Raw genomic sequence first — 17,867 nt, 5'->3', positions numbered from 1 at the left:
TGATGCGAAGGTGCATGTGCGGCGGCGTCTTTGCTCTCGCCAAACGGCCTGCGGCGGCTTAGATGCTAGGCATGTTCAAACCGATGCCCCTTCTTGAGGCGCAGGGCCTCCCGTTCTGGCGCCGTCCCGTGACGCTGCTGTTCCTGATGGCGCTGGCGATGCCCATTGCCTTCAATGCCTGGAGCGCATTGCTCAACAACTTTGTGATTGAGGCGGCGCAGTTTGATGGCGCCGACATCGGCCTGCTGCATACGGTGCGGGAGATCCCGGGGTTCCTGGCCGTCGGTGTGATTGCCGTCATTCTGTTTATCCGCGAGCAGGTGCTGGGGCTGATCTCGCTGGTGCTCTTGGGGGTGGCGACGGCTGTCACCGCCTGGTTCCCAAGCTTGGGCGGGTTGCTGATGGTGACGCTGCTGAGCTCGATCGGGTTTCACTACTACGAGACGGTGAATCAGTCGCTGCAGCTGCAGTGGCTCAGCAAAGAGAAGGCGCCGCAGACGCTGGGCTGGCTGGTGGCGGCGGGGTCTGCTGCAACGCTGGTTGTCTATGGCCTGATCGTGCTGACCTGGGACCGGTTCGGCCTGGCCTATAACACTGTCTTCATGGCGGCTGGCGGGGTGACGGTGCTCATTGCGGTTTTTGCACTGTTTGCCTACCCGCAGTTTGACTCGCCGACACCGCAAACCAAGAAGCTGATCCTGCGCAAACGCTACTGGCTGTATTATGCACTGCAGTTCATGGCCGGGGCGCGGCGGCAGATCTTTGTGGTCTTTGCCGGCTTCATGATGGTCGAGAAGTTCGGTTTTGAGGTGCATGAGCTGACCGGGCTCTACCTGATCAACCTTGTAATCAACATGACCGTGGCGCCAATGCTGGGCAAGGCAGTGGCGGTGTTTGGAGAGCGGCGCACGCTGATCTTTGAATACGCGGGCCTGGCGATTGTCTTTGCGGCTTACGGCGGTATCTACTGGTTCGGCTGGGGCGTGGTGATTGCTGCGGTGCTCTATGTGGTGGACCATGTGCTGTTTGCCCTGGCGCTGGCGCTCAAGACCTATTTCCAGAAAATCGCCGATCCGGCCGATATTGCTCCGACGGCCGCCGTGGCCTTTACCATCAACCATATCGCCGCGGTGTTCCTGCCGGTGCTGCTGGGCTTGCTGTGGGTCTTCTCGCCGGGGCTGGTCTTCGCGCTGGCGGCCGGAATGGCATTGGTTTCGCTGGCCTTGTCGCTTTTGATCCCGCGCCATCCGGAACCCGGCAACGAGACCATCTTCAGCAAATACGCCTCTCCCGCGCCGGCTGAGTGACCCTGCAGCCCTGTAGCGCCAGCCGCGGGGCGTGCGCCCGCGCACACTGTGAGCGCGGGCGCTGCCTGGCCTTGGGCCAGGCTGAGGCGCTTGACGCGGGCGGCGCGGCAGCCTAGGCGCTTGCCAACAGTTTCAGGAGAGACGCCATGCCCACATATACCGCCCTCACCACTCTCACCGGAAAAGCCCAGGCCGAGGCGCTGGGCGAAGCCATGGAACGTCTGATCCCGGAACCCACCGGTGTCGGCGTTTTCGAGATGGAAGACGGCTCCGGCCTGTGGGAAGTGGGCGGCTATTTCACCGAAGCGCCGGATGAGGCGGGGCTGGCGCTGCTGGAGGCCATGCATGGTGCCAAGCCGTTTGTGGTGTCGGAAGTGCCTGAAACCGACTGGGTCGCCCATGTGCGCCGCGAGCTGGCGCCGGTCGAGGCGGGGCGCTTCTTTGTCTACGGCTCTCACGATGCGGATAAAGTGCCCGCAAACCGCATTCCGCTGCTGATCGAGGCAGCGATGGCGTTCGGCACCGGCCACCACGGCACCACGCTCGGCTGCCTAAAGGCTCTGGATCATCTGCTGGACCAGGGGTTTCGTGGCGAAAAAGTGGCGGACATCGGCTGCGGCACCGCGGTGCTGGCAATGGCTGCCGCGCGGGTCTGGGACGGCACCATTATGGCCAGCGATATTGATGAAGTGGCGGTGGAAGTGGCCGAGGCAAATCTTAAGGCCAACGGAATGGAGGGCCAGGTTGCTTGCCTGGAGGCGGCTGGCTTCGACAATCCGGAACTGCAGGCCCAGGCGCCCTTCGATCTCATCTTTGCCAATATTCTGAAGGGCCCGCTGGTTGCACTGGCCCCCGATGTGGCCGCGAATCTGCGCCCTGGCGGCTATGCGATTCTCTCGGGCATCCTGAATGAGCAGGCAGATAACGTGACCGAGGTTTATGCACAGAACGGCATCAATCTGGAGCGCCGGGACGAAATTGGTGAATGGACAACGTTACTTCTGCGTAAAGCGGGCTGATTGACTTAAGTTTGCGGCGAATTTTAGGGGTTCGCCGCATTTTCGCCGCATTTCGAGCCAACAATAGGCCATCCGCTGGTGGGGGCCAGTTCGGAGGCTCGTAATGGGCGAACATCGTGATCAGTTCCAGGCGCGTTTGAAGCACATCAACCGCAAACATGAGGCTATTTCGGGGGGCTACACCGCAAAACTGCGGCCTGACGGGCTGCTGGTGGTAAAGCCGCACAGGGTACAGTCGCGGATCTCTGGGCGTTCTGTCCTGTTTTTCGTGGCAGCCTTTCTGCTGTTCAAAGGCTTCCTGATGGCAGCTCTCGGATTCGGCAGCTATGACGAGCGGGTCAGCACCCTTGCGCAGGGCAGTGCCGTCGAGCGAGCCGGCGCCTTTGTGATGCAGGCGGATCCGGCATCTGTCTTTGTGGCACAGAAGATCGGACCCATCCTGCGGTGACGGAAAGACCAGGCTGACAGGGAACTCAGCTATGGGGGCTGAAATGGCCGCGGGCGTCCTGCCTGCGGCCTTTCTCATTCCGGACAGCTCCGCGCCGCGGCAGGGCAAAAAAAACGCCGCGGCCTGTTCAGGTCCGCGGCGTTTCCCTATGCGCCCCGAGGGAGGAGGCAGGGCGTCAATCAGGGGTCTCAGAAGACGTTCTTGCCGTTGGCAACATCTTCGATGTCGCCGCGCGACATGCCGATGTCGGCCAATTCGCGGTCGCTCAGACCGGACAGGGCGTTACGGGTTGCGCGCGCATCATTCCATGCGGCGAAAGCGCCGGTTGCAGCGGCAACCAGGGCTCCGAAACGGCCAAACAGGCCGGTGGAACCATAAGTGGTACGGGTGGTGTCAAATGCGGCCATGTCCTTGTCCTCTGATTAGGTGTTAGCATTCGTTCGCGTCGTTGCGATGAGCCGCATCTAGGGCTGAACAATTTCCGCAGCAAGGCCTGAAATTGCATGTGTCATATGCATTCTGTGCATAGCTTTGAGCCTTAAAAACAAGGGCTATCCGCCAGGTTGCCGAATTGTGGCGAAAATGTCGGTGCCGCATTTGGAAAGGGTCGGATTCAGACCTTGGCAGCGGCGTTCTGCAATTGGCGGATGAGGGAAAGCAATTGGACATGTTCGCGTTTTGTGCTAATCGTGGGCAAAATAATTTCTGATAAGCGGGCAGGGACCGGGCACAACATGCGGATTTTGGGTATCGATCCGGGGCTGCGCACCCTTGGATGGGGCGTGATCGAATCAAATGGCGCGCGGCTGAGCCATGTGGCCAACGGTCTGTGCCACTCGGACGGCGATGATCTGGGCGAGCGGCTGCTGTCGCTGCATAACCAAGTGTCGGAGATCATCGAGGCCTTTGCGCCGGACCAGGCGGCGATCGAACAGACCTTTGTGAACAAGGACGGGGCCGGCACACTGAAACTTGGCCAGGCCCGTGGGGTGGCGCTGCTGACTTTGGCCAAGGCGGGGCTGCCGGTTGGGGAATATGCGCCGAACCGGGTCAAGAAGACGGTGGTGGGCGTGGGCCACGCCGAGAAGGAGCAGGTCATTCACATGGTCAAGCTGCAGCTGCCAGGCTGTGCGCCAAAGGGCGCCGATGCCGCGGATGCGCTGGCGATTGCCATCTGCCACGCTTATTACGGCGGTACACAGCAGCGGCAGCTGAGGGAGAAGCGCGCATGATCGGCAAGCTGACAGGTCGGCTCGACTACCGGGCGCAAGATCACGTGCTGATCGACGTGCGCGGCGTCGGCTATATTGTCTATTGCTCCGACCGCACCATGGCGGCGCTGCCGGGGCCGGGCGAGGCGATTGCGCTTTATACCGAAATGGTGGTGCGCGAAGACCTGATGCAGCTTTACGGTTTCACGTCGCTGGTCGAGAAGGAATGGCACCGTCTGCTGACTTCGGTGCAGGGGGTTGGAGCCAAGGTTTCGCTGGCCATTCTCGGCGCGCTGGGGCCGGACGGGGTGAGCCGGGCCATCGCCCTGGGCGACTGGGCCTCGGTGAAGGCTGCCAAGGGTGTCGGTCCCAAGACCGCGCAGCGCATCGTGCTGGACCTCAAGGACAAGGCGCCGGGCGTGATGGCGATGGGCGGCACTGTGGTGGATGCCTTGGATGGTCCTGGGCTGGACGTGGTTGAGGATGCAGAGCCTGCACCAGCCGCCAAACCTGCCCGCAAGGCGCCGCCCAAGAAACCGTCAGGGGCTGCTGCGGCCTCTGCCGGGGCGCTGTCGGCTTTGGGTAATCTCGGTTATGGCCCGTCTGATGCGGCGGCGGCAGTGGCCGAGGCAGCGGCCACATATCCAGATGCTGACGAGCCGGAACTGATCCGCGCCGCGCTGCGTCTGCTGGCACCGAAAGGGTGACGAAATGAAATGCGAAGGGCAGCGCCCGAGCCTGGGTGGGTGCGAAGCGCCCTCCCGTGGGTGGTGGCGGGCGCTGCCCGGCCTGCAGCCGGGCGGCACAGATATGAGAGACCAGCAAAATGATTGACGCAGATCCGGCCCTCCGCCCCGACCCTTTGCCCGAGGACAATGACCGCGCCCTGCGCCCGCAGGGTCTTGGCGAATTCATCGGCCAAGCTGAAGCCCGCGCCAACCTGCGGGTCTTTATTGAGTCCGCCCGCCGCCGCGGCGAGGCAATGGATCACACGCTGTTCCACGGGCCTCCTGGCCTGGGCAAGACGACGCTGGCGCAGATCGTTGCCCGGGAGTTGGGGGTGAACTTCCGTATGACCTCCGGGCCGGTTCTGGCCAAGGCGGGTGATCTGGCGGCGATCCTCACCAACCTGGAAGCCCGCGATGTGCTGTTCATCGACGAGATCCACCGGCTGAACCCGGCGGTGGAAGAGGTGCTTTATCCGGCGATGGAGGATTTCGAGCTGGACCTGGTCATTGGCGAGGGCCCTGCCGCACGCACGGTGCGGATCGAATTGCAGCCCTTTACCCTGGTCGGCGCAACCACTCGCATGGGGCTGCTGACAACACCGCTGCGCGACCGCTTCGGCATCCCGACCCGGCTGCAGTTCTACACCATTGACGAGCTGTTCGAGATCGTCAGCCGCAACGCCCGCAAGCTGGGCGCGCCGGCGGATGACGCCGGCGCCCGCGAAATCGCGCGGCGCGCCCGCGGCACCCCAAGGATCGCGGGCCGGCTCCTGCGCCGCGTTGTGGACTTTGCGGTGGTGGAGGGCGATGGCACAATCACCCGCGAATTGGCTGACGGCGCGCTCACGCGGCTAGGGGTGGACCAGCTGGGGCTCGACGGGGCGGACAGGCGGTACCTGACACTGATCGCCGAGAACTACGGCGGCGGGCCGGTGGGGATTGAAACGATTTCGGCCGCCCTATCCGAAAGCCGCGATGCATTGGAAGAGGTGATCGAGCCGTACCTGCTGCAGCAGGGGCTGATCCAGCGCACGCCCCGGGGGCGGATGCTGGCGCAGAAGGCTTGGACACACCTCGGCCTGGCGCCGCCGCGCTCGCAGAATGATTTGTTCGGGTAATGGGCGAAGAGGGCATTGGCAGGCACCATAAGTGAAGGCGCGTGTGTTGACGAATTGACGGAACTGGCGCGGCTGGTTTCGGAGGTCTATGCGGAGCGGTTCGGTATTGACCGGGATTCTGCCTGGTATCTGGGCAAGATGACTGAGGAGTTGGGCGAAGTCGCCTCTGCTTACTTGAAACTGACGGGGCAGGGCCGCGGGGAAGCCTCACGCCGGGAGTTGGAGGATGAGGTGGCGGACCTGCTGGGCTTCCTGCTACTGTTTGCGGACTGGCAGGGGATAGATCCGGGTGCAGCTTTGCAGCGAAAATGGGGCGGTTACCTGAATGAGTAGCGGCAGGCTCCCGCCCGCCACGGCGGCATCACGGACGCCTTGCTTCCGTTGGGCCGGGCACCGCGCTGGCGCGCGGTGTGCCTCTGGCAGGGAAATTTGCGGCAAGAGGAAGGGCTGCGCGCGGCTGGAGGGGCCGCAGAGCTGATTTTGTCCTTGCCGGATGATGCGAGCCGGATTGTTGCAGTAGCTGCCGCGCCGCGTCAGCGGCGCCGGGCCCAAGGCTGCTTCCGGCGGCCTGGCTTTGCCAGGAGGCCGGGCAGGCGCGGGAGCCTCCCCCTTGCCGCCGCCTGTTGCAATGGGCATAGACAGGGCAGCATCAAGGAGACCCCCATGACCGCCCAGTTGCCAGACCTGACTCCGGAACAGATCGAAGCCCTGTTCACCCGTGCTGACGGCTCTTATGCCTTTGCCCGCTGGGGGCGCCCGGTGGCGCCTATTGTGTTCGGTGTCGAAGACGAAACGCTGAAAACCGTCAAGGGCGCGTTGGAGGCGGTGATGACCCTGGCTGGGCACCAGATGGCCGAGACCGACCCGGAATTGGGATCGAACCTGATGTTCTTTTTTTTCCGGGAGTGGGACGAGTTGTTGGCAGTGCCGGACCTGGACCGGCTGATCCCAGGCTTGCAGCCGCTGGTCGGACGCCTGAAAGAGGCTGGTGCCAGCCAGTACCGGGCCTTCCGGTTCGACGATCAGGGGGCGATCCAGGCAGCGTTCGTGTTCTTGAGGATGGAAGGGGCGATGGCGCAGATGCCAGCCGAGACCCTGGCGCTGACACAGGCCGTGCAGGTGGCGCTGATGTGGGGCGACAGCGCCTTTGCCGAGGCCTCGCCGCTAGCGGTGATCCCGGAAACGGGTGCCACAATCCTGCGCCCTGAGATCGCCGGTGTCATCGCCGCAGCCTATGACCGGATGATGCCGGTGGCTGCAGATGACAAATCCCACGCGCTGCGCCTGTTTGCGCGCCTTCAGGCTCCGGGGGCGGAGCAGGCCCAGCCCTGATGCGGGCCTTTGTGGGCTTGCCGCTGCCGGATGCTGCCCAGGATGCGCTGGAGCGGGTGCAGGAAGGGCTGACCGCCGGGCGGCAGGTGCCTGCAGAGAACATGCATCTGACGCTGGCGTTTCTGGATGACCAGCCGGAACAGGTTCTGCAGACTCTGCACCAGGAGCTTTCCGAAATCCGGGCGCCGGAGCTGCAACTCAAGTTCCAAGGCGTGGAGGCATTTGGCGGCAGGCTGCCGCGAGTGCTGGCGGCAACGGTGCAGAAAACACCTGAACTGAGCCGCCTGCGGGACCGTGTGCGCAGTGCCTGCCAGGCGGCGGGCATAGAATTGCAGCGCGAACGATTCCGGCCGCATGTGACGCTGGCGCGCTTTCCCAGGCAGTTTCAGCCGGGCCAGCTGGAGAAGATTGTGCTGTTCCTCCAGGAAAGTGCAGGTTTCAGCCTGGAGGCTGAGGGGGCGGGTTTTGCACTTTTCCAATCGACCCTGACGCCGGGCGGCGCCCGGTATGAGGTGCTGGCAGAGTACCCGTTGAGCGGACGGCTGGAGTGACGTCCGCTTGTTTTGCCCGGAGAGCGTGGGCAGATTGCCCGCCCTGCAGGCTGTTGCAGCAGCCCGGGGCGCTTATTAGGGTGCGCCAAATACGGCAGGAGGGCAGGCCATGCAGCATGAGTTCCCGGTGCGGGTCTACTATGAAGACACTGACATGGGCGGGATTGTGTATCACGCCAACTACCTGCGTTTCATCGAGCGCGCACGCAGCGACTGGGTGCGCGGCATAGGCGTTGATCAGAACGCCATGCGCGAGGCCGGACTGATTTATGTGGTGCGCCGGATCGAGGCGGACTATCTGGCGCCGGCCAAGTTCGACGAGGAACTGCTGGTCTCTACCTCGCTGCACACTGTGACGCCTGCGCGGATGGTGCTGATTCAGGAAGTCACCCGAGGCGGCCAGCCGTTGTTCCGGGCGCAGGTCACCATCGTCTGCATCACTACAGGCGGCAAACCAGCGCGGCTTCCGGCAGAGATTCGCGCATTGATGTAACAATCGGCTCATCCCCGCCTGTTTTGTTGGCCTTTGCTTTTGTTCTGCGATAGCTTTCCTGCAAATAAGGCCGGACAAACGGCCGGGACATCGTAGAGCAGGCGAATGGAAGCAGAAACTCTGGCGCTGGCGCAGGAGATTGATTTCTCCATGTGGGGCCTTTTCGCGCGGGCCACCGTAACCGTGAAACTGGTGATGCTGATGCTGGTCGGGGCCTCGGTCTGGTCCTGGGGCATTATCATTCAGAAGATGATCAACTACCGCCGCGCGCGCAGCGAGGCAGACGCCTTTGACCGCGCCTTCTGGTCCGGCAACCCGCTGGATGAGCTGTTCGACAAGCTGGGGGCGGAGCCTCCGGGGCAGGCGGCGCGGATCTTCTCGGCGGGCATGACCGAATGGCGGCGCAGCCACCGCAGCGACGGCGGGCTGATCCCGGGTGCGCAGGCGCGTATCGACCGGTCGATGGATGTGGCCATTGCCAAGGAGACCGAGGGGCTGCAAAGCGGGTTGTCGGTGCTGGCGACTGTCGGTTCGACCGCGCCGTTCATCGGCTTGTTCGGCACCGTCTGGGGCATCATGACCGCCTTTATCGAGATTGCTGAGCAGCAGAACACCAATCTGGCTGTGGTGGCGCCGGGTATTGCAGAGGCGCTGATGGCAACGGGCCTGGGCCTGCTGGCGGCGATCCCGGCAGTGGTTTTCTACAACAAGCTGAGCGCGGACAGCGACCGTATCATCGGCGGCTATGAGGCCTTTGCCGATGAGTTCGCCACCATTCTCAGCCGCCAGCTGGATTCCTGAGCCATGGGCGCCGCAGTCCAGCAGCCGCAGGGAGGCGGCGACCGCCGCCGGGGCCGCCGCCGCCGCAGCGGGCGCCCGATGTCGGAGATTAACGTGACGCCCTTTGTGGACGTGATGCTGGTGCTGCTGATTATCTTCATGGTCGCGGCACCACTGATGACCGTGGGCGTGCCAGTGGAGCTTCCCAAAACCGCCGCGGGCGCTTTGCCGGGCGATGATGAAGAGCCGCTCACTGTAACCATGACCGCGGCAGGCGGGGTGGAAATTCAGACCACGCCGGTTGCGCGGGATGAGCTGGTGCCCCGGCTGCGCGCGATTGCAGCCGAACGCAGCTCGGACCGGGTGTTCCTGCGTGCCGACGGCAAGATTGCCTATGCCGACGTGATGCAGGTGATGGGTGCGCTCAACGCCGGCGGCTTCTCGAATGTAGGCCTGGTGACGGACACGGGCGGTCCGGCATTGGACGGGCTGCCGTCTGAGGGCATTGGGCAGTAAGCGGGGACGTTCAGGTTGCAGACCGGAACCAAGATCTCTCTGGCAGGCCATGGGCTCCTGATGGGCTGGGTTGTCTTTGGCGCCTGGTTCCCTTCTGAACCGCTGCCCTTCGAAGTGCAGCAGGTAGCGCTGATTTCCGCCGAGCAATTCGAAGAGCTGAGTCAGCAGCGCCGGGCGCCGCAGGTCTCGCCGGAACCCGCGCCGCTGAATGAACCGGTTGAGGTGCCGCCCGCGCCAGAGCCTGCGCCGCAGCCGGACCCGGAACCGGAGACCGCGCAGCCTGAACCGGTTACTCCTGCGGAGCCGGACCCGCAGGTGGCAGTGCTTCCCGAGCCGCAGCCGGAACCAGAGGTGCCGCTGGAGCTGCCCTCTGCGGTGGAAGAGCCCGAGGTGCCTTCGCTGGTGCCGCAGGTTGCACCGGATGCGCAGCAGCGCCCGGCTGACCGGGTGGCGCCGGTGCCGGTGGCACAGCCGGAGCCAGACACGGCAGTGGCCGAGATCGAACAGCCCGAAATCGCGCCTGAGGAAGGTGCTGAGACGGAGCAGGAGGTGCAGGAGGCCACGGCACCCGAAGCGGCCAGCGACCGGATCGTGACCGAAGAGAACGAGGGTGAGGAACTGGCGGCCTCGGCGGCGCCTGCGGCCTCGCTGCGGCCCAGGTCCAGGCCTGAACGGCCTCAGCCTGAGCCGGAAGAGGTTGTTGAAGCCGCCCAGCCCGCCGAACAGGAACAGCCTGCTGACGAGCCGCCGGCAGACACGCCCTCGGCTGTCGAGGATGCGCTGGCCGAAGCGCTGGCGGGGGGCGCTGATGTAGAAGCGCCGGAACCTTCCGGTCCGCCGCTGACGCTGGGCGAGAAAGAAGCGCTGCGTGTCGCGGTCTCGCAATGCTGGAACGTGGGCTCTTTGTCGACGGATGCTTTGAACACCACTGTTGTTGTTGGCGTGTCGCTGAGTGAGGACGGGAAGCCTGACAGCGGATCCATCCGGTTGCTGTCCAGCACCGGCGGTACTGCGCTGGCGTCAAAGCAGGCCTACGAGGCAGCGCGGCGGGCAATTATCCGCTGCGGCAGCCGGGGTTTCAAACTTCCCCCTGAAAAATATGCCCAATGGCGCGATATTGAGATGACATTCAATCCGGAAAGGATGCGGATCAAATGAAGAATTTTCTGGCAGCTCTCCTGATCGGGGCTTCGGCACTGGGAAACGCGGGTGCAGCCGCGGCGCAGGACGGGCCGCTCCGTATCGAGATCGACCAGGGTGTGATCGAGCCGCTGCCCTATGCGGTGCCTGACTTTGTGCCGGAAACCGCGGCAGCGTCGGAATACGCTTCGCAGATTGCGCGGGTGATCGCATCCGACCTCAGCGGCACCGGGCTGTTCAGGGAAGTGCCGGCCAGCGCCCATATCTCCAAGGTGACAGGGTTCGACAACCCGGTGAAATACGCCGACTGGAAGGCGGTGAACGCGCAGGCCCTGATCACCGGCGGGGTCAGTGTCAACGGCAACCGGCTGACGGTGCGCTTCCGCGGCTATGACGTCTTTGCCGAAAACGAGCTGGGGTCCGGCTTGCAGTTCACCGGCACCACCGAGGGGTGGCGGCGGATGGCGCATAAGGTCTCGGATGCGATCTACAGCCGGATCACCGGCGAGAGCGGTTATTTCGACAGCCGGGTGGTCTATGTCTCGGAAAGCGGTCCCAAGAACGACCGGCGCAAGCGGCTGGCGATCATGGATTACGACGGCGCCAATGTGCAGTATCTGACCAACAGCGCCTCGCTTGTGCTGGCGCCGCGGTTCTCGCCCACCGGCGACCGGGTGCTTTACACCAGCTACGAGAGCGGCTTTCCGCAGATCCATGTGCTGGACGTGGGCAAGGTGCAGCGGCAGATTCTGTCCAGCGGCGATGGCATCATGAGCTTTGCACCGCGGTTTGCTCCGGATGGGCGCACCGTGGTCTACTCGCAGACCCAGGGCGGCAACACCGATCTGTTTTCGATGGATATTGCGACCGGTGCCAAGACCCGGCTGACCTCGGCACCCTCCATTGAGACTGCGCCGTCGTTTTCGCCGGACGGCTCGCAGATTGTTTTTGAAAGCGACCGCTCCGGCAGCCAGCAGCTCTATGTAATGCCCGCGGGCGGCGGCGAGGCGCGGCGGATCAGTTTCGGCAAGGGGCGTTACGGCACGCCTGTGTGGTCGCCGCGGGGCGATATGGTGGCCTTCACCAAGCAGAACAAAGGCCGGTTCCACATCGGTGTGATGCGCACTGACGGCAGCGAGGAGCGGCTGCTGACCGCTTCCTTCCTGGACGAGGGGCCGACCTGGGCGCCAAATGGCCGGGTGATCATGTTCACCCGCGAAAGCCAGGGCAGCACCGGGCGGGCGCTGCTCTATTCTGTGGACATCACCGGGCGCAACCTGAAGCCGGTGAAGACCCCGGACGGGGCCTCGGATCCGGCCTGGTCGCCGCTGCAGCAGTAAAAGGGCCGTTAAGGCGGGGATACCCGCATAGAACCAGACCCGTTCATGTGTTAACTTCGGGTTAAGAAACGCAAAGGATAGGCAGACGAGATGAGCGGTTTGAAATTGGCAATGGCGGCGGTGGCCGTGCTGGGGCTGTCGGCCTGCAGCACCAACCCGTGGAACGATGATCTGAACGGCGGTGCCGGCGCAGGTGGAGCCGGTGCGGGCGCCGGGGCCTTGGATCCGGCCAGCCCGGCCTATTTCCAGCAGACCGTCGGCGACCGGGTGCTGTTTGCTGTCGATCAGTCAAGCCTGACACCGGCTGCCCAGGCGACGCTTCAGGGGCAGGCGCAATGGCTGACCCGCAATGCTGATTACGTGGTGACCATCGAAGGCCACGCGGATGAGCAGGGCACCCGCGAATACAACCTCGGCCTGGGTGCCAAACGGGCCAATGCGGCCCGCGAATACCTGATTTCCCAAGGGGTTGCGGGCAGCCGCATCAAGGTGGTGAGCTTCGGCAAGGAGCGCCCGCTGGAGATCTGCTCGGATGAGACTTGCTATTCCAAGAACCGCCGCGCGGTCACCGTGCTGGCCGGCGGGCTGACGGGGTAGCGCCATGAAACGTCTCCGCACAGCGCTTTTGGCCTCTGTGATGCTGCTGCCGCTGCCGCTGGCCGCGCAGGACCAGCAGACATTGGCCGACATCCGCCAGGAATTGACTGTCCTGCATGTTGAGATCCAGCGCCTGAAGCGGGAGCTGTCGACCACTGGCGCGCCCTCGGCGAATGTTTCCGGCAGCACCGTGCTGGACCGGGTCGGCGCGATTGAAACGGAGCTGCAGCGGCTGACCTTGCAGACCGAGGAACTGGGCCACCGGGTGGACCGGATTGTCGCCGACGGCACCAACCGGATAGGCGATCTGGAGTTCCGGCTTGTGGAACTGGAAGGCGGCGACATTGGCGCGCTCGGAGAGACGACAACGCTGGGCGGCGGTGAGCTGCCGGCCGCAGGCGGAGACACCAGCCCGGCAGGCGGAGCGGATACCGGCGGCGGTGAGCTGGCCATCGGCGAGCAGGCGGATTTCGATGCTGCGGAAAAGCTGCTGACCGAGGGGCTGTATCAGGATGCGGCTGAGAAATTTGCCGCGTTCAACCAGTCTTACCCGGGCAGTCCGCTGGCACCGGCGGCCGAATTCAGCCGCGGCAAGGCACTTGACGGGCTGGGGGATACCCGCGAAGCGGCACGGGCCTATCTGGCGGCTTTTACCGGTAATTCCTCGGGGCCGATGGCGCCAAAGGCGCTGTTTGAGCTGGGTGCCGCTTTGGGCCGCCTAGGGCAGACCGACCAGGCCTGTGTGACCCTGTCCGAAGTCGGCGTGCGGTTTCCCGGGGCAGGCCCGGAAACGGAGGCCAGGGCCGAAATGGCCAAGCTGGGCTGTTCTTGACACCGCCTCAGCGTGATATCAAAGCCATGGTGTGCAGCCAGTTCCGCTCTGCACTCCCGGACAAGGTGGGTGTAGCGCTGTCGGGCGGCGGCGATTCGATGGCCTTGCTGCATCTCCTGCATGACTGTTTCAGCAGCGAAGTGGAGCTGCATGCCGCCACCGTGGACCACGGATTGCGGCCGGAAGCGGCGGCAGAGGCCAAGGCTGCGGGCGCGGCTGCTGAGCAACTGGGAATCAGCCACGAAGTGCTGCGCTGGGAGGTGGGCCCGCGCGAGGGCAACTTGCAGAATCAGGCACGCGAGGCCCGGTACGACCTGCTGACCAGCTGGGCGCGGAGCAAGGACATCCAGGTGCTGGCGGTAGGCCACACCGCGGATGACCAGGCCGAAACGGTGCTGATGCGGATGGCGCGGGCCTCGGGGGTGACTGGGCTGTCGGGCATGGCCGAACGGCGCGTTCACAACGGGGTGACGCTGCTGCGGCCGTTGCTGGACGTCACCCGTTCCGAGCTGCGCGGCTATCTGCAGCGCCGCGGGATTAGTTGGGCCGAGGATCCCAGCAATGAGGATGCAAGGTTTGAGCGGGTGCGGGTGCGGCGGGCGCTTGAGGGGCTGGCGGACCTTGGTCTTACTCCGGAAGTGCTGTCCAAGGTCGCCCGCAACATGACCAAGGCCCGCGAAGCGCTGGACTGGTATGTCTTCCTGGCAGCCCGCGATCAGGTCCATCTTCAGGCCGGCGCGGTGGTGCTGTGCCAGCGGAAATTCCGCACGCTGCCCAGTGAAATCAGCCACCGGCTGCTGGTGCGGGCCTTCCAATGGGTGTCCGGCGCCGCATATCCGCCGCGCCGGGTGCCGATGGAAAAAGCGGTTCTGGCGGCACGCAACGGCGGCTCGATAACCCTGGCGGGCTGCAGGCTGCTGACAACAGCTAAGCAGATCTGGGTCTGCCGTGAATACAAGGCAGTGTGCAGCGAGGCCGCTTTGCCGGGCAAGCTCTGGGATGGGCGTTGGAATTTTTTTGGCGGCGATGCAAAGGGTTGCGAGGTCCGGGCCCTGGGGCGGCATGGGCTTTTGGAGTGCCCCGACTGGCGCGATACCGCGGTGCCCGGGCCGGTTCTCGAAGGAACTCCTGCGCTGTGGCACGGCAGCGAACTCATCGCTGCGCCGCCTGCCGGGCTGGCAAATGGCTGGTCGGCGGAAACGGCTTACGGCGAAGAAGAGTTCTTTGCATCCCTTTTATCGCATTGAACCTGCCCGAATGATCCTTATTTTAGGCACAACGCAGGCGGCCGGCGCGGCACGCCTCATTGATAGGGAGAGCTTTCCTTGGGCAACGCACGCAATATCGCCTTTTGGGTTGTTCTGTTTCTGCTGATCCTGGCGCTGTTCAATCTGTTCAGCGGCTCCGGAAGCACGATGCAGAGCCGTGAAAAGGTATTTTCCGACTTCGTGAGCTCGGTCGAGGCCGGCAAGGTCAGCACCGTGACATTGGATGGTGAACAGGTCCGTTACACCACCACCGACGGTCAGAGCTATGTCACCATCAAGCCGGGCGACGCGGAAGTCACAGCGTTGCTGATCGAGAACGACATTCCGGTGCGGGCTGAAAAGCAGCAGCAGTCGGGCTTTCAGTCCTTCCTGATCACGCTGCTGCCCTTCCTGCTGCTGATTGGTGTCTGGATCTATTTCATGAACCGGATGCAGGGCGGCGGCAAAGGCGGCGCCATGGGATTCGGCAAGTCCAAGGCCAAGATGCTGACCGAGAAGCATGGCCGTGTGACCTTTGACGATGTCGCCGGCATCGACGAGGCCAAGGAAGAGCTGGAAGAAATTGTCGAATTCCTGCGCAACCCGCAGAAATTCTCGCGCCTCGGCGGCAAGATCCCCAAAGGCGCGCTGCTGGTCGGCCCTCCGGGCACCGGTAAGACACTGCTGGCCCGCGCCATCGCGGGTGAGGCAGGCGTTCCCTTCTTCACTATTTCGGGCTCCGACTTTGTCGAGATGTTTGTAGGTGTCGGTGCGTCGCGTGTCCGCGACATGTTCGAGCAGGCCAAGAAAAACGCGCCCTGTATCGTCTTTATCGACGAGATCGACGCCGTCGGCCGCCACCGCGGCGCCGGTTATGGCGGCGGCAATGACGAGCGTGAGCAGACTCTGAACCAGCTGCTGGTGGAGATGGATGGTTTTGAGGCCAACGAAGGCGTCATCATCCTGGCCGCGACCAACCGCAAGGACGTGCTGGACCCGGCGCTGCTGCGCCCGGGCCGTTTCGACCGCAACGTGACCGTTGGAAACCCCGACATCAAAGGCCGCGAGAAGATCCTGGGCGTGCATGCCCGCAAGACTCCGCTGGGCCCCGATGTGGATCTGCGCATTATTGCCCGCGGCACCCCGGGGTTCTCGGGTGCGGACCTGGCGAACCTTGTGAACGAAGCCGCTCTGATGGCCGCGCGTGTTGGCCGCCGCTTTGTCACCATGGAGGATTTCGAATCCGCCAAGGACAAGGTGATGATGGGTGCCGAGCGCCGTTCGATGGTGCTGACCCAGGACCAGAAGGAAAAGACCGCCTACCACGAAGCCGGCCACGCGGTTGTCGGCCTGGTGCTGCCGGAATGCGATCCGGTCTATAAGGCGACGATCATCCCGCGCGGCGGTGCACTGGGCATGGTGGTGTCGCTGCCGGAAATGGACCGCCTGAACTGGCACCGCGACGAGTGCCAGCAGAAGCTTGCCATGACCATGGCGGGCAAGGCTGCGGAAGTGATCAAATACGGTGAAGATCATGTCTCCAACGGCCCGGCCGGCGACATCCAGCAGGCCAGCCAGCTGGCCCGCGCCATGGTGATGCGCTGGGGCATGTCCGACAAGGTCGGCAACATCGACTATGCCGAGGCGCATGAAGGCTACTCGGGCAACACCGCCGGTTTCTCGGTTTCGGCCCATACCAAAGAGCTGATCGAGGAAGAGGTGAAAGGCTTCATCCAGGAAGGCTATGACCGCGCCCACCAGATCCTGACAGAGCATCACGAAGAGTGGGAGCGCCTGGCGCAGGGCCTGCTGGAATACGAGACCCTGACCGGCGACGAGATCAAGCGTGTCATGAACGGCGAGCCGCCGCAGGCAGGCGACGATGAGGATGGCAATGAGGATCAGGGCAACGCCTCGGTGACCGCGATTCCCAAGGCCAAGCCGAAGAAATCCCCGCCGGAAGGCGGCATGGAGCCTGAGCCGACGGCCTGAAACCATAGCTGAGACAAGTAAAACGCCCCGGATCTCCGGGGCGTTTTCTTTTGGCGGCGGGACGGCTGGCGGCTGACCGCAAAGCCTGTAAGGTCGGTGCCAGCAAGCGGATTTGAATTGAGGAGTACAGGCATGCCGGTATTGCGCGACAGCGGTTTTCAGGGCGAGGTTACGTGGCTGGGCCTTGTCCCGGCGGCCAGCGGCCTGCAGTCCGTCCCGTCAGACCGGCTGCAGCTGGGATTCGGCGGAATCTCTGGGGAACGCCATGAGGGCGAGAACCGCAGCTCCTGTGTTCGCGTTCGCAACCTTTACCCGGAAGGCACTGAAATCCGCAACGTGCGCCAGATCTCCATTTTGTCGGAAGAAGAACTGGCGCTGATCGCTGCAGACATGGAAATGGAGCGGATTGATCCGGTGCATCTGGGGGCCACCATTGTTCTCCGGGGCATTCCGGACTTCACCTTTGTGCCGCCATCCTCGCGGCTGCAGGGGCCGGATGGGGTGACGCTCACGGTGGATATGGAGAATCGCCCCTGTGTTCTGCCGGGGCGGGAGATTGAAAAGGACCACTCGGGGTTTGGCGCCCGCTTCAAACCCGCGGCGCAGAACCGGCGGGGAATCACTGCCTGGGTGGAACGGCCCGGCGCGCTGTCGCTGGGGGAAAAACTGTCTCTCTTTGTTCCGGATCAACGTTCCTGGAAGCCATGAATTCCCTTCAGCAGGGAAATGAGTTTCCTTTAAGGGGCTGGCGGGAAACACCGGAGAGGCTCTGCGCCGCTTCGGGGCAGGATAATGTCGGAAATCACGCGCGTGTTTTGCCGCAGATTGGCTAAATCTACCGCCAACCCGGCATTCTGTGCCGGCGATTGTATGCAAACTCAGCAGGAATCTTGCCATGAGCTACAAGAGTGACATTGAGATTGCGCGTGAAGCGCAGAAGAAGCCGATCCAGGAGATTGGCGCGAAGATCGGGATCTCGAACGACGATCTGCTGCCCTACGGCCACGACAAGGCGAAGGTGAGCCAGGAGTTTATCAACTCGGTTCAGGGCAAGGAAGACGGCAAGCTGATCCTGGTGACCGCGATCAACCCGACGCCTGCGGGCGAAGGCAAGACCACCACCACCGTGGGCCTGGGCGATGGCCTGAACCGGATCGGCAAGAACGCGATGATCTGTATCCGCGAAGCGAGCCTCGGCCCGAACTTCGGCATGAAG

At 63.7% G+C, this 17,867-nt stretch carries 21 protein-coding genes; 20 read left to right on the top strand and 1 reads right to left on the bottom strand.

Annotated features, from left to right (window positions below; all coding sequences use genetic code 11):
• Positions 1-71 precede the first annotated feature (71 nt).
• From RA19_RS09835 to RA19_RS09825, 3 genes are all read left to right on the top strand, one after another.
• Positions 72-1,307 carry an MFS transporter gene (locus RA19_RS09835; RefSeq protein ID WP_039162112.1) on the top strand — a complete coding sequence of 412 codons (1,236 nt, stop codon included), beginning with the start codon at positions 72-74 and terminating at the stop codon, positions 1,305-1,307.
• A gap of 146 nt (positions 1,308-1,453) precedes the next feature.
• Complete coding sequence (locus RA19_RS09830; RefSeq protein WP_039162111.1) at positions 1,454-2,326, top strand: 50S ribosomal protein L11 methyltransferase; 873 nt, start codon at positions 1,454-1,456, stop codon at positions 2,324-2,326.
• 103 nt (positions 2,327-2,429) lie between these two features.
• Positions 2,430-2,774: a hypothetical protein gene (locus RA19_RS09825; RefSeq protein ID WP_039162110.1), complete on the top strand. Its 345-nt coding sequence runs from the start codon at positions 2,430-2,432 to the stop codon at positions 2,772-2,774.
• A 188-nt stretch (positions 2,775-2,962) separates the two neighbouring features.
• Here the strand turns inward: RA19_RS09825 and RA19_RS09820 are convergent, their stop codons facing one another.
• A complete protein-coding gene (locus RA19_RS09820; RefSeq protein WP_039162109.1) occupies positions 2,963-3,181 on the bottom strand; it encodes a DUF1127 domain-containing protein in 219 nt (72 codons plus the stop codon).
• 327 nt (positions 3,182-3,508) lie between these two features.
• On the opposite strand from RA19_RS09820, the gene ruvC reads away from it, so the two are divergent.
• The 17 genes from ruvC to RA19_RS09735 form a co-directional block, all read left to right on the top strand.
• Positions 3,509-4,006 carry a crossover junction endodeoxyribonuclease RuvC gene (ruvC, locus tag RA19_RS09815; protein WP_039162108.1) on the top strand — a complete coding sequence of 166 codons (498 nt, stop codon included), beginning with the start codon at positions 3,509-3,511 and terminating at the stop codon, positions 4,004-4,006.
• Positions 4,003-4,692, top strand: coding sequence for a Holliday junction branch migration protein RuvA (gene ruvA, locus RA19_RS09810; protein ID WP_039162107.1), 690 nt, complete (start codon positions 4,003-4,005; stop codon positions 4,690-4,692). The genes ruvC and ruvA overlap by 4 nt, the downstream gene beginning before the upstream one ends.
• A gap of 119 nt (positions 4,693-4,811) precedes the next feature.
• The gene (gene ruvB, locus RA19_RS09805; RefSeq protein ID WP_039162106.1) at positions 4,812-5,831 is read left to right on the top strand and encodes a Holliday junction branch migration DNA helicase RuvB; all 1,020 of its coding nucleotides are present in this window, start codon (positions 4,812-4,814) and stop codon (positions 5,829-5,831) included.
• A gap of 15 nt (positions 5,832-5,846) precedes the next feature.
• Entirely contained in the window at positions 5,847-6,164 is a 318-nt protein-coding gene (locus RA19_RS09800; RefSeq protein ID WP_052261739.1) for a hypothetical protein, read from the top strand.
• Positions 6,165-6,494: 330 nt separating this feature from the next.
• On the top strand, positions 6,495-7,163 hold the full coding sequence (locus RA19_RS09795; RefSeq protein ID WP_039162104.1) for a hypothetical protein: 669 nt from the start codon (positions 6,495-6,497) through the stop codon (positions 7,161-7,163).
• On the top strand, positions 7,163-7,714 hold the full coding sequence (thpR, locus tag RA19_RS09790; protein WP_052261738.1) for an RNA 2',3'-cyclic phosphodiesterase: 552 nt from the start codon (positions 7,163-7,165) through the stop codon (positions 7,712-7,714). The genes RA19_RS09795 and thpR overlap by 1 nt, the downstream gene beginning before the upstream one ends.
• 109 nt (positions 7,715-7,823) lie before the next feature.
• Positions 7,824-8,207 carry a tol-pal system-associated acyl-CoA thioesterase gene (gene ybgC / locus RA19_RS09785; RefSeq protein WP_039162102.1) on the top strand — a complete coding sequence of 128 codons (384 nt, stop codon included), beginning with the start codon at positions 7,824-7,826 and terminating at the stop codon, positions 8,205-8,207.
• A 105-nt stretch (positions 8,208-8,312) separates the two neighbouring features.
• Positions 8,313-9,008: a protein TolQ gene (gene tolQ, locus RA19_RS09780; protein ID WP_039162101.1), complete on the top strand. Its 696-nt coding sequence runs from the start codon at positions 8,313-8,315 to the stop codon at positions 9,006-9,008.
• Positions 9,009-9,011: 3 nt separating this feature from the next.
• Positions 9,012-9,503, top strand: a complete 492-nt coding sequence (gene tolR, locus RA19_RS09775; protein ID WP_039162100.1) for a protein TolR — start codon at positions 9,012-9,014, stop codon at positions 9,501-9,503.
• Between the two features lie 15 nt (positions 9,504-9,518).
• Positions 9,519-10,661 (top strand): energy transducer TonB, encoded by a 1,143-nt coding sequence (locus RA19_RS09770; protein WP_039162099.1) that lies wholly within the window; start codon positions 9,519-9,521, stop codon positions 10,659-10,661.
• A complete protein-coding gene (tolB, locus tag RA19_RS09765) occupies positions 10,658-11,983 on the top strand; it encodes a Tol-Pal system beta propeller repeat protein TolB (protein WP_039162098.1) in 1,326 nt (441 codons plus the stop codon). Before RA19_RS09770 ends, tolB begins: the two co-directional genes overlap by 4 nt.
• Before the next feature lie 90 nt (positions 11,984-12,073).
• Positions 12,074-12,580 carry a peptidoglycan-associated lipoprotein Pal gene (gene pal, locus RA19_RS09760; protein WP_039162096.1) on the top strand — a complete coding sequence of 169 codons (507 nt, stop codon included), beginning with the start codon at positions 12,074-12,076 and terminating at the stop codon, positions 12,578-12,580.
• Between the two features lie 4 nt (positions 12,581-12,584).
• Positions 12,585-13,412 (top strand): tol-pal system protein YbgF, encoded by an 828-nt coding sequence (gene ybgF / locus RA19_RS09755; RefSeq protein WP_039162095.1) that lies wholly within the window; start codon positions 12,585-12,587, stop codon positions 13,410-13,412.
• Positions 13,409-14,659, top strand: coding sequence for a tRNA lysidine(34) synthetase TilS (gene tilS / locus RA19_RS09750; RefSeq protein WP_241479046.1), 1,251 nt, complete (start codon positions 13,409-13,411; stop codon positions 14,657-14,659). Before ybgF ends, tilS begins: the two co-directional genes overlap by 4 nt.
• A gap of 78 nt (positions 14,660-14,737) precedes the next feature.
• Entirely contained in the window at positions 14,738-16,651 is a 1,914-nt protein-coding gene (gene ftsH / locus RA19_RS09745) for an ATP-dependent zinc metalloprotease FtsH (protein ID WP_039124231.1), read from the top strand.
• Positions 16,652-16,783: 132 nt separating this feature from the next.
• Positions 16,784-17,359 (top strand): MOSC domain-containing protein, encoded by a 576-nt coding sequence (locus tag RA19_RS09740; protein ID WP_039162094.1) that lies wholly within the window; start codon positions 16,784-16,786, stop codon positions 17,357-17,359.
• Between the two features lie 187 nt (positions 17,360-17,546).
• The coding region (locus RA19_RS09735; protein ID WP_039162093.1) for a formate--tetrahydrofolate ligase at positions 17,547-17,867 on the top strand (321 nt) is incomplete at its 3' end.

The sequence above is a fragment of the Leisingera sp. ANG-M1 genome (assembly GCF_000813745.1).
GTDB lineage: Bacteria > Pseudomonadota > Alphaproteobacteria > Rhodobacterales > Rhodobacteraceae > Leisingera.
Note: the sequence above shows the minus strand (reverse complement) of the source record. Positions and strands in the feature narration are given on the sequence as shown.

Excerpts from the sequence above, each read along its gene's own strand:
- RA19_RS09835 (WP_039162112.1), top strand. The coding sequence starts at position 72 with ATGTTCAAACCGATGCCCCTTCTTGAGGCGCAGGGCCTCCCGTTCTGG.
- tolB (WP_039162098.1), top strand. The coding sequence starts at position 10,658 with ATGAAGAATTTTCTGGCAGCTCTCCTGATCGGGGCTTCGGCACTGGGA.
- RA19_RS09830 (WP_039162111.1), top strand. The coding sequence starts at position 1,454 with ATGCCCACATATACCGCCCTCACCACTCTCACCGGAAAAGCCCAGGCC.
- ybgC (WP_039162102.1), top strand. The coding sequence starts at position 7,824 with ATGCAGCATGAGTTCCCGGTGCGGGTCTACTATGAAGACACTGACATG.
- ruvA (WP_039162107.1), top strand. The coding sequence starts at position 4,003 with ATGATCGGCAAGCTGACAGGTCGGCTCGACTACCGGGCGCAAGATCAC.
- tolQ (WP_039162101.1), top strand. The coding sequence starts at position 8,313 with ATGGAAGCAGAAACTCTGGCGCTGGCGCAGGAGATTGATTTCTCCATG.
- RA19_RS09820 (WP_039162109.1), bottom strand. The coding sequence starts at position 3,181 with ATGGCCGCATTTGACACCACCCGTACCACTTATGGTTCCACCGGCCTG.
- RA19_RS09740 (WP_039162094.1), top strand. The coding sequence starts at position 16,784 with ATGCCGGTATTGCGCGACAGCGGTTTTCAGGGCGAGGTTACGTGGCTG.
- ruvB (WP_039162106.1), top strand. The coding sequence starts at position 4,812 with ATGATTGACGCAGATCCGGCCCTCCGCCCCGACCCTTTGCCCGAGGAC.
- ybgF (WP_039162095.1), top strand. The coding sequence starts at position 12,585 with ATGAAACGTCTCCGCACAGCGCTTTTGGCCTCTGTGATGCTGCTGCCG.
- RA19_RS09825 (WP_039162110.1), top strand. The coding sequence starts at position 2,430 with ATGGGCGAACATCGTGATCAGTTCCAGGCGCGTTTGAAGCACATCAAC.
- ruvC (WP_039162108.1), top strand. The coding sequence starts at position 3,509 with ATGCGGATTTTGGGTATCGATCCGGGGCTGCGCACCCTTGGATGGGGC.
- pal (WP_039162096.1), top strand. The coding sequence starts at position 12,074 with ATGAGCGGTTTGAAATTGGCAATGGCGGCGGTGGCCGTGCTGGGGCTG.
- tolR (WP_039162100.1), top strand. The coding sequence starts at position 9,012 with ATGGGCGCCGCAGTCCAGCAGCCGCAGGGAGGCGGCGACCGCCGCCGG.
- thpR (WP_052261738.1), top strand. The coding sequence starts at position 7,163 with ATGCGGGCCTTTGTGGGCTTGCCGCTGCCGGATGCTGCCCAGGATGCG.
- RA19_RS09795 (WP_039162104.1), top strand. The coding sequence starts at position 6,495 with ATGACCGCCCAGTTGCCAGACCTGACTCCGGAACAGATCGAAGCCCTG.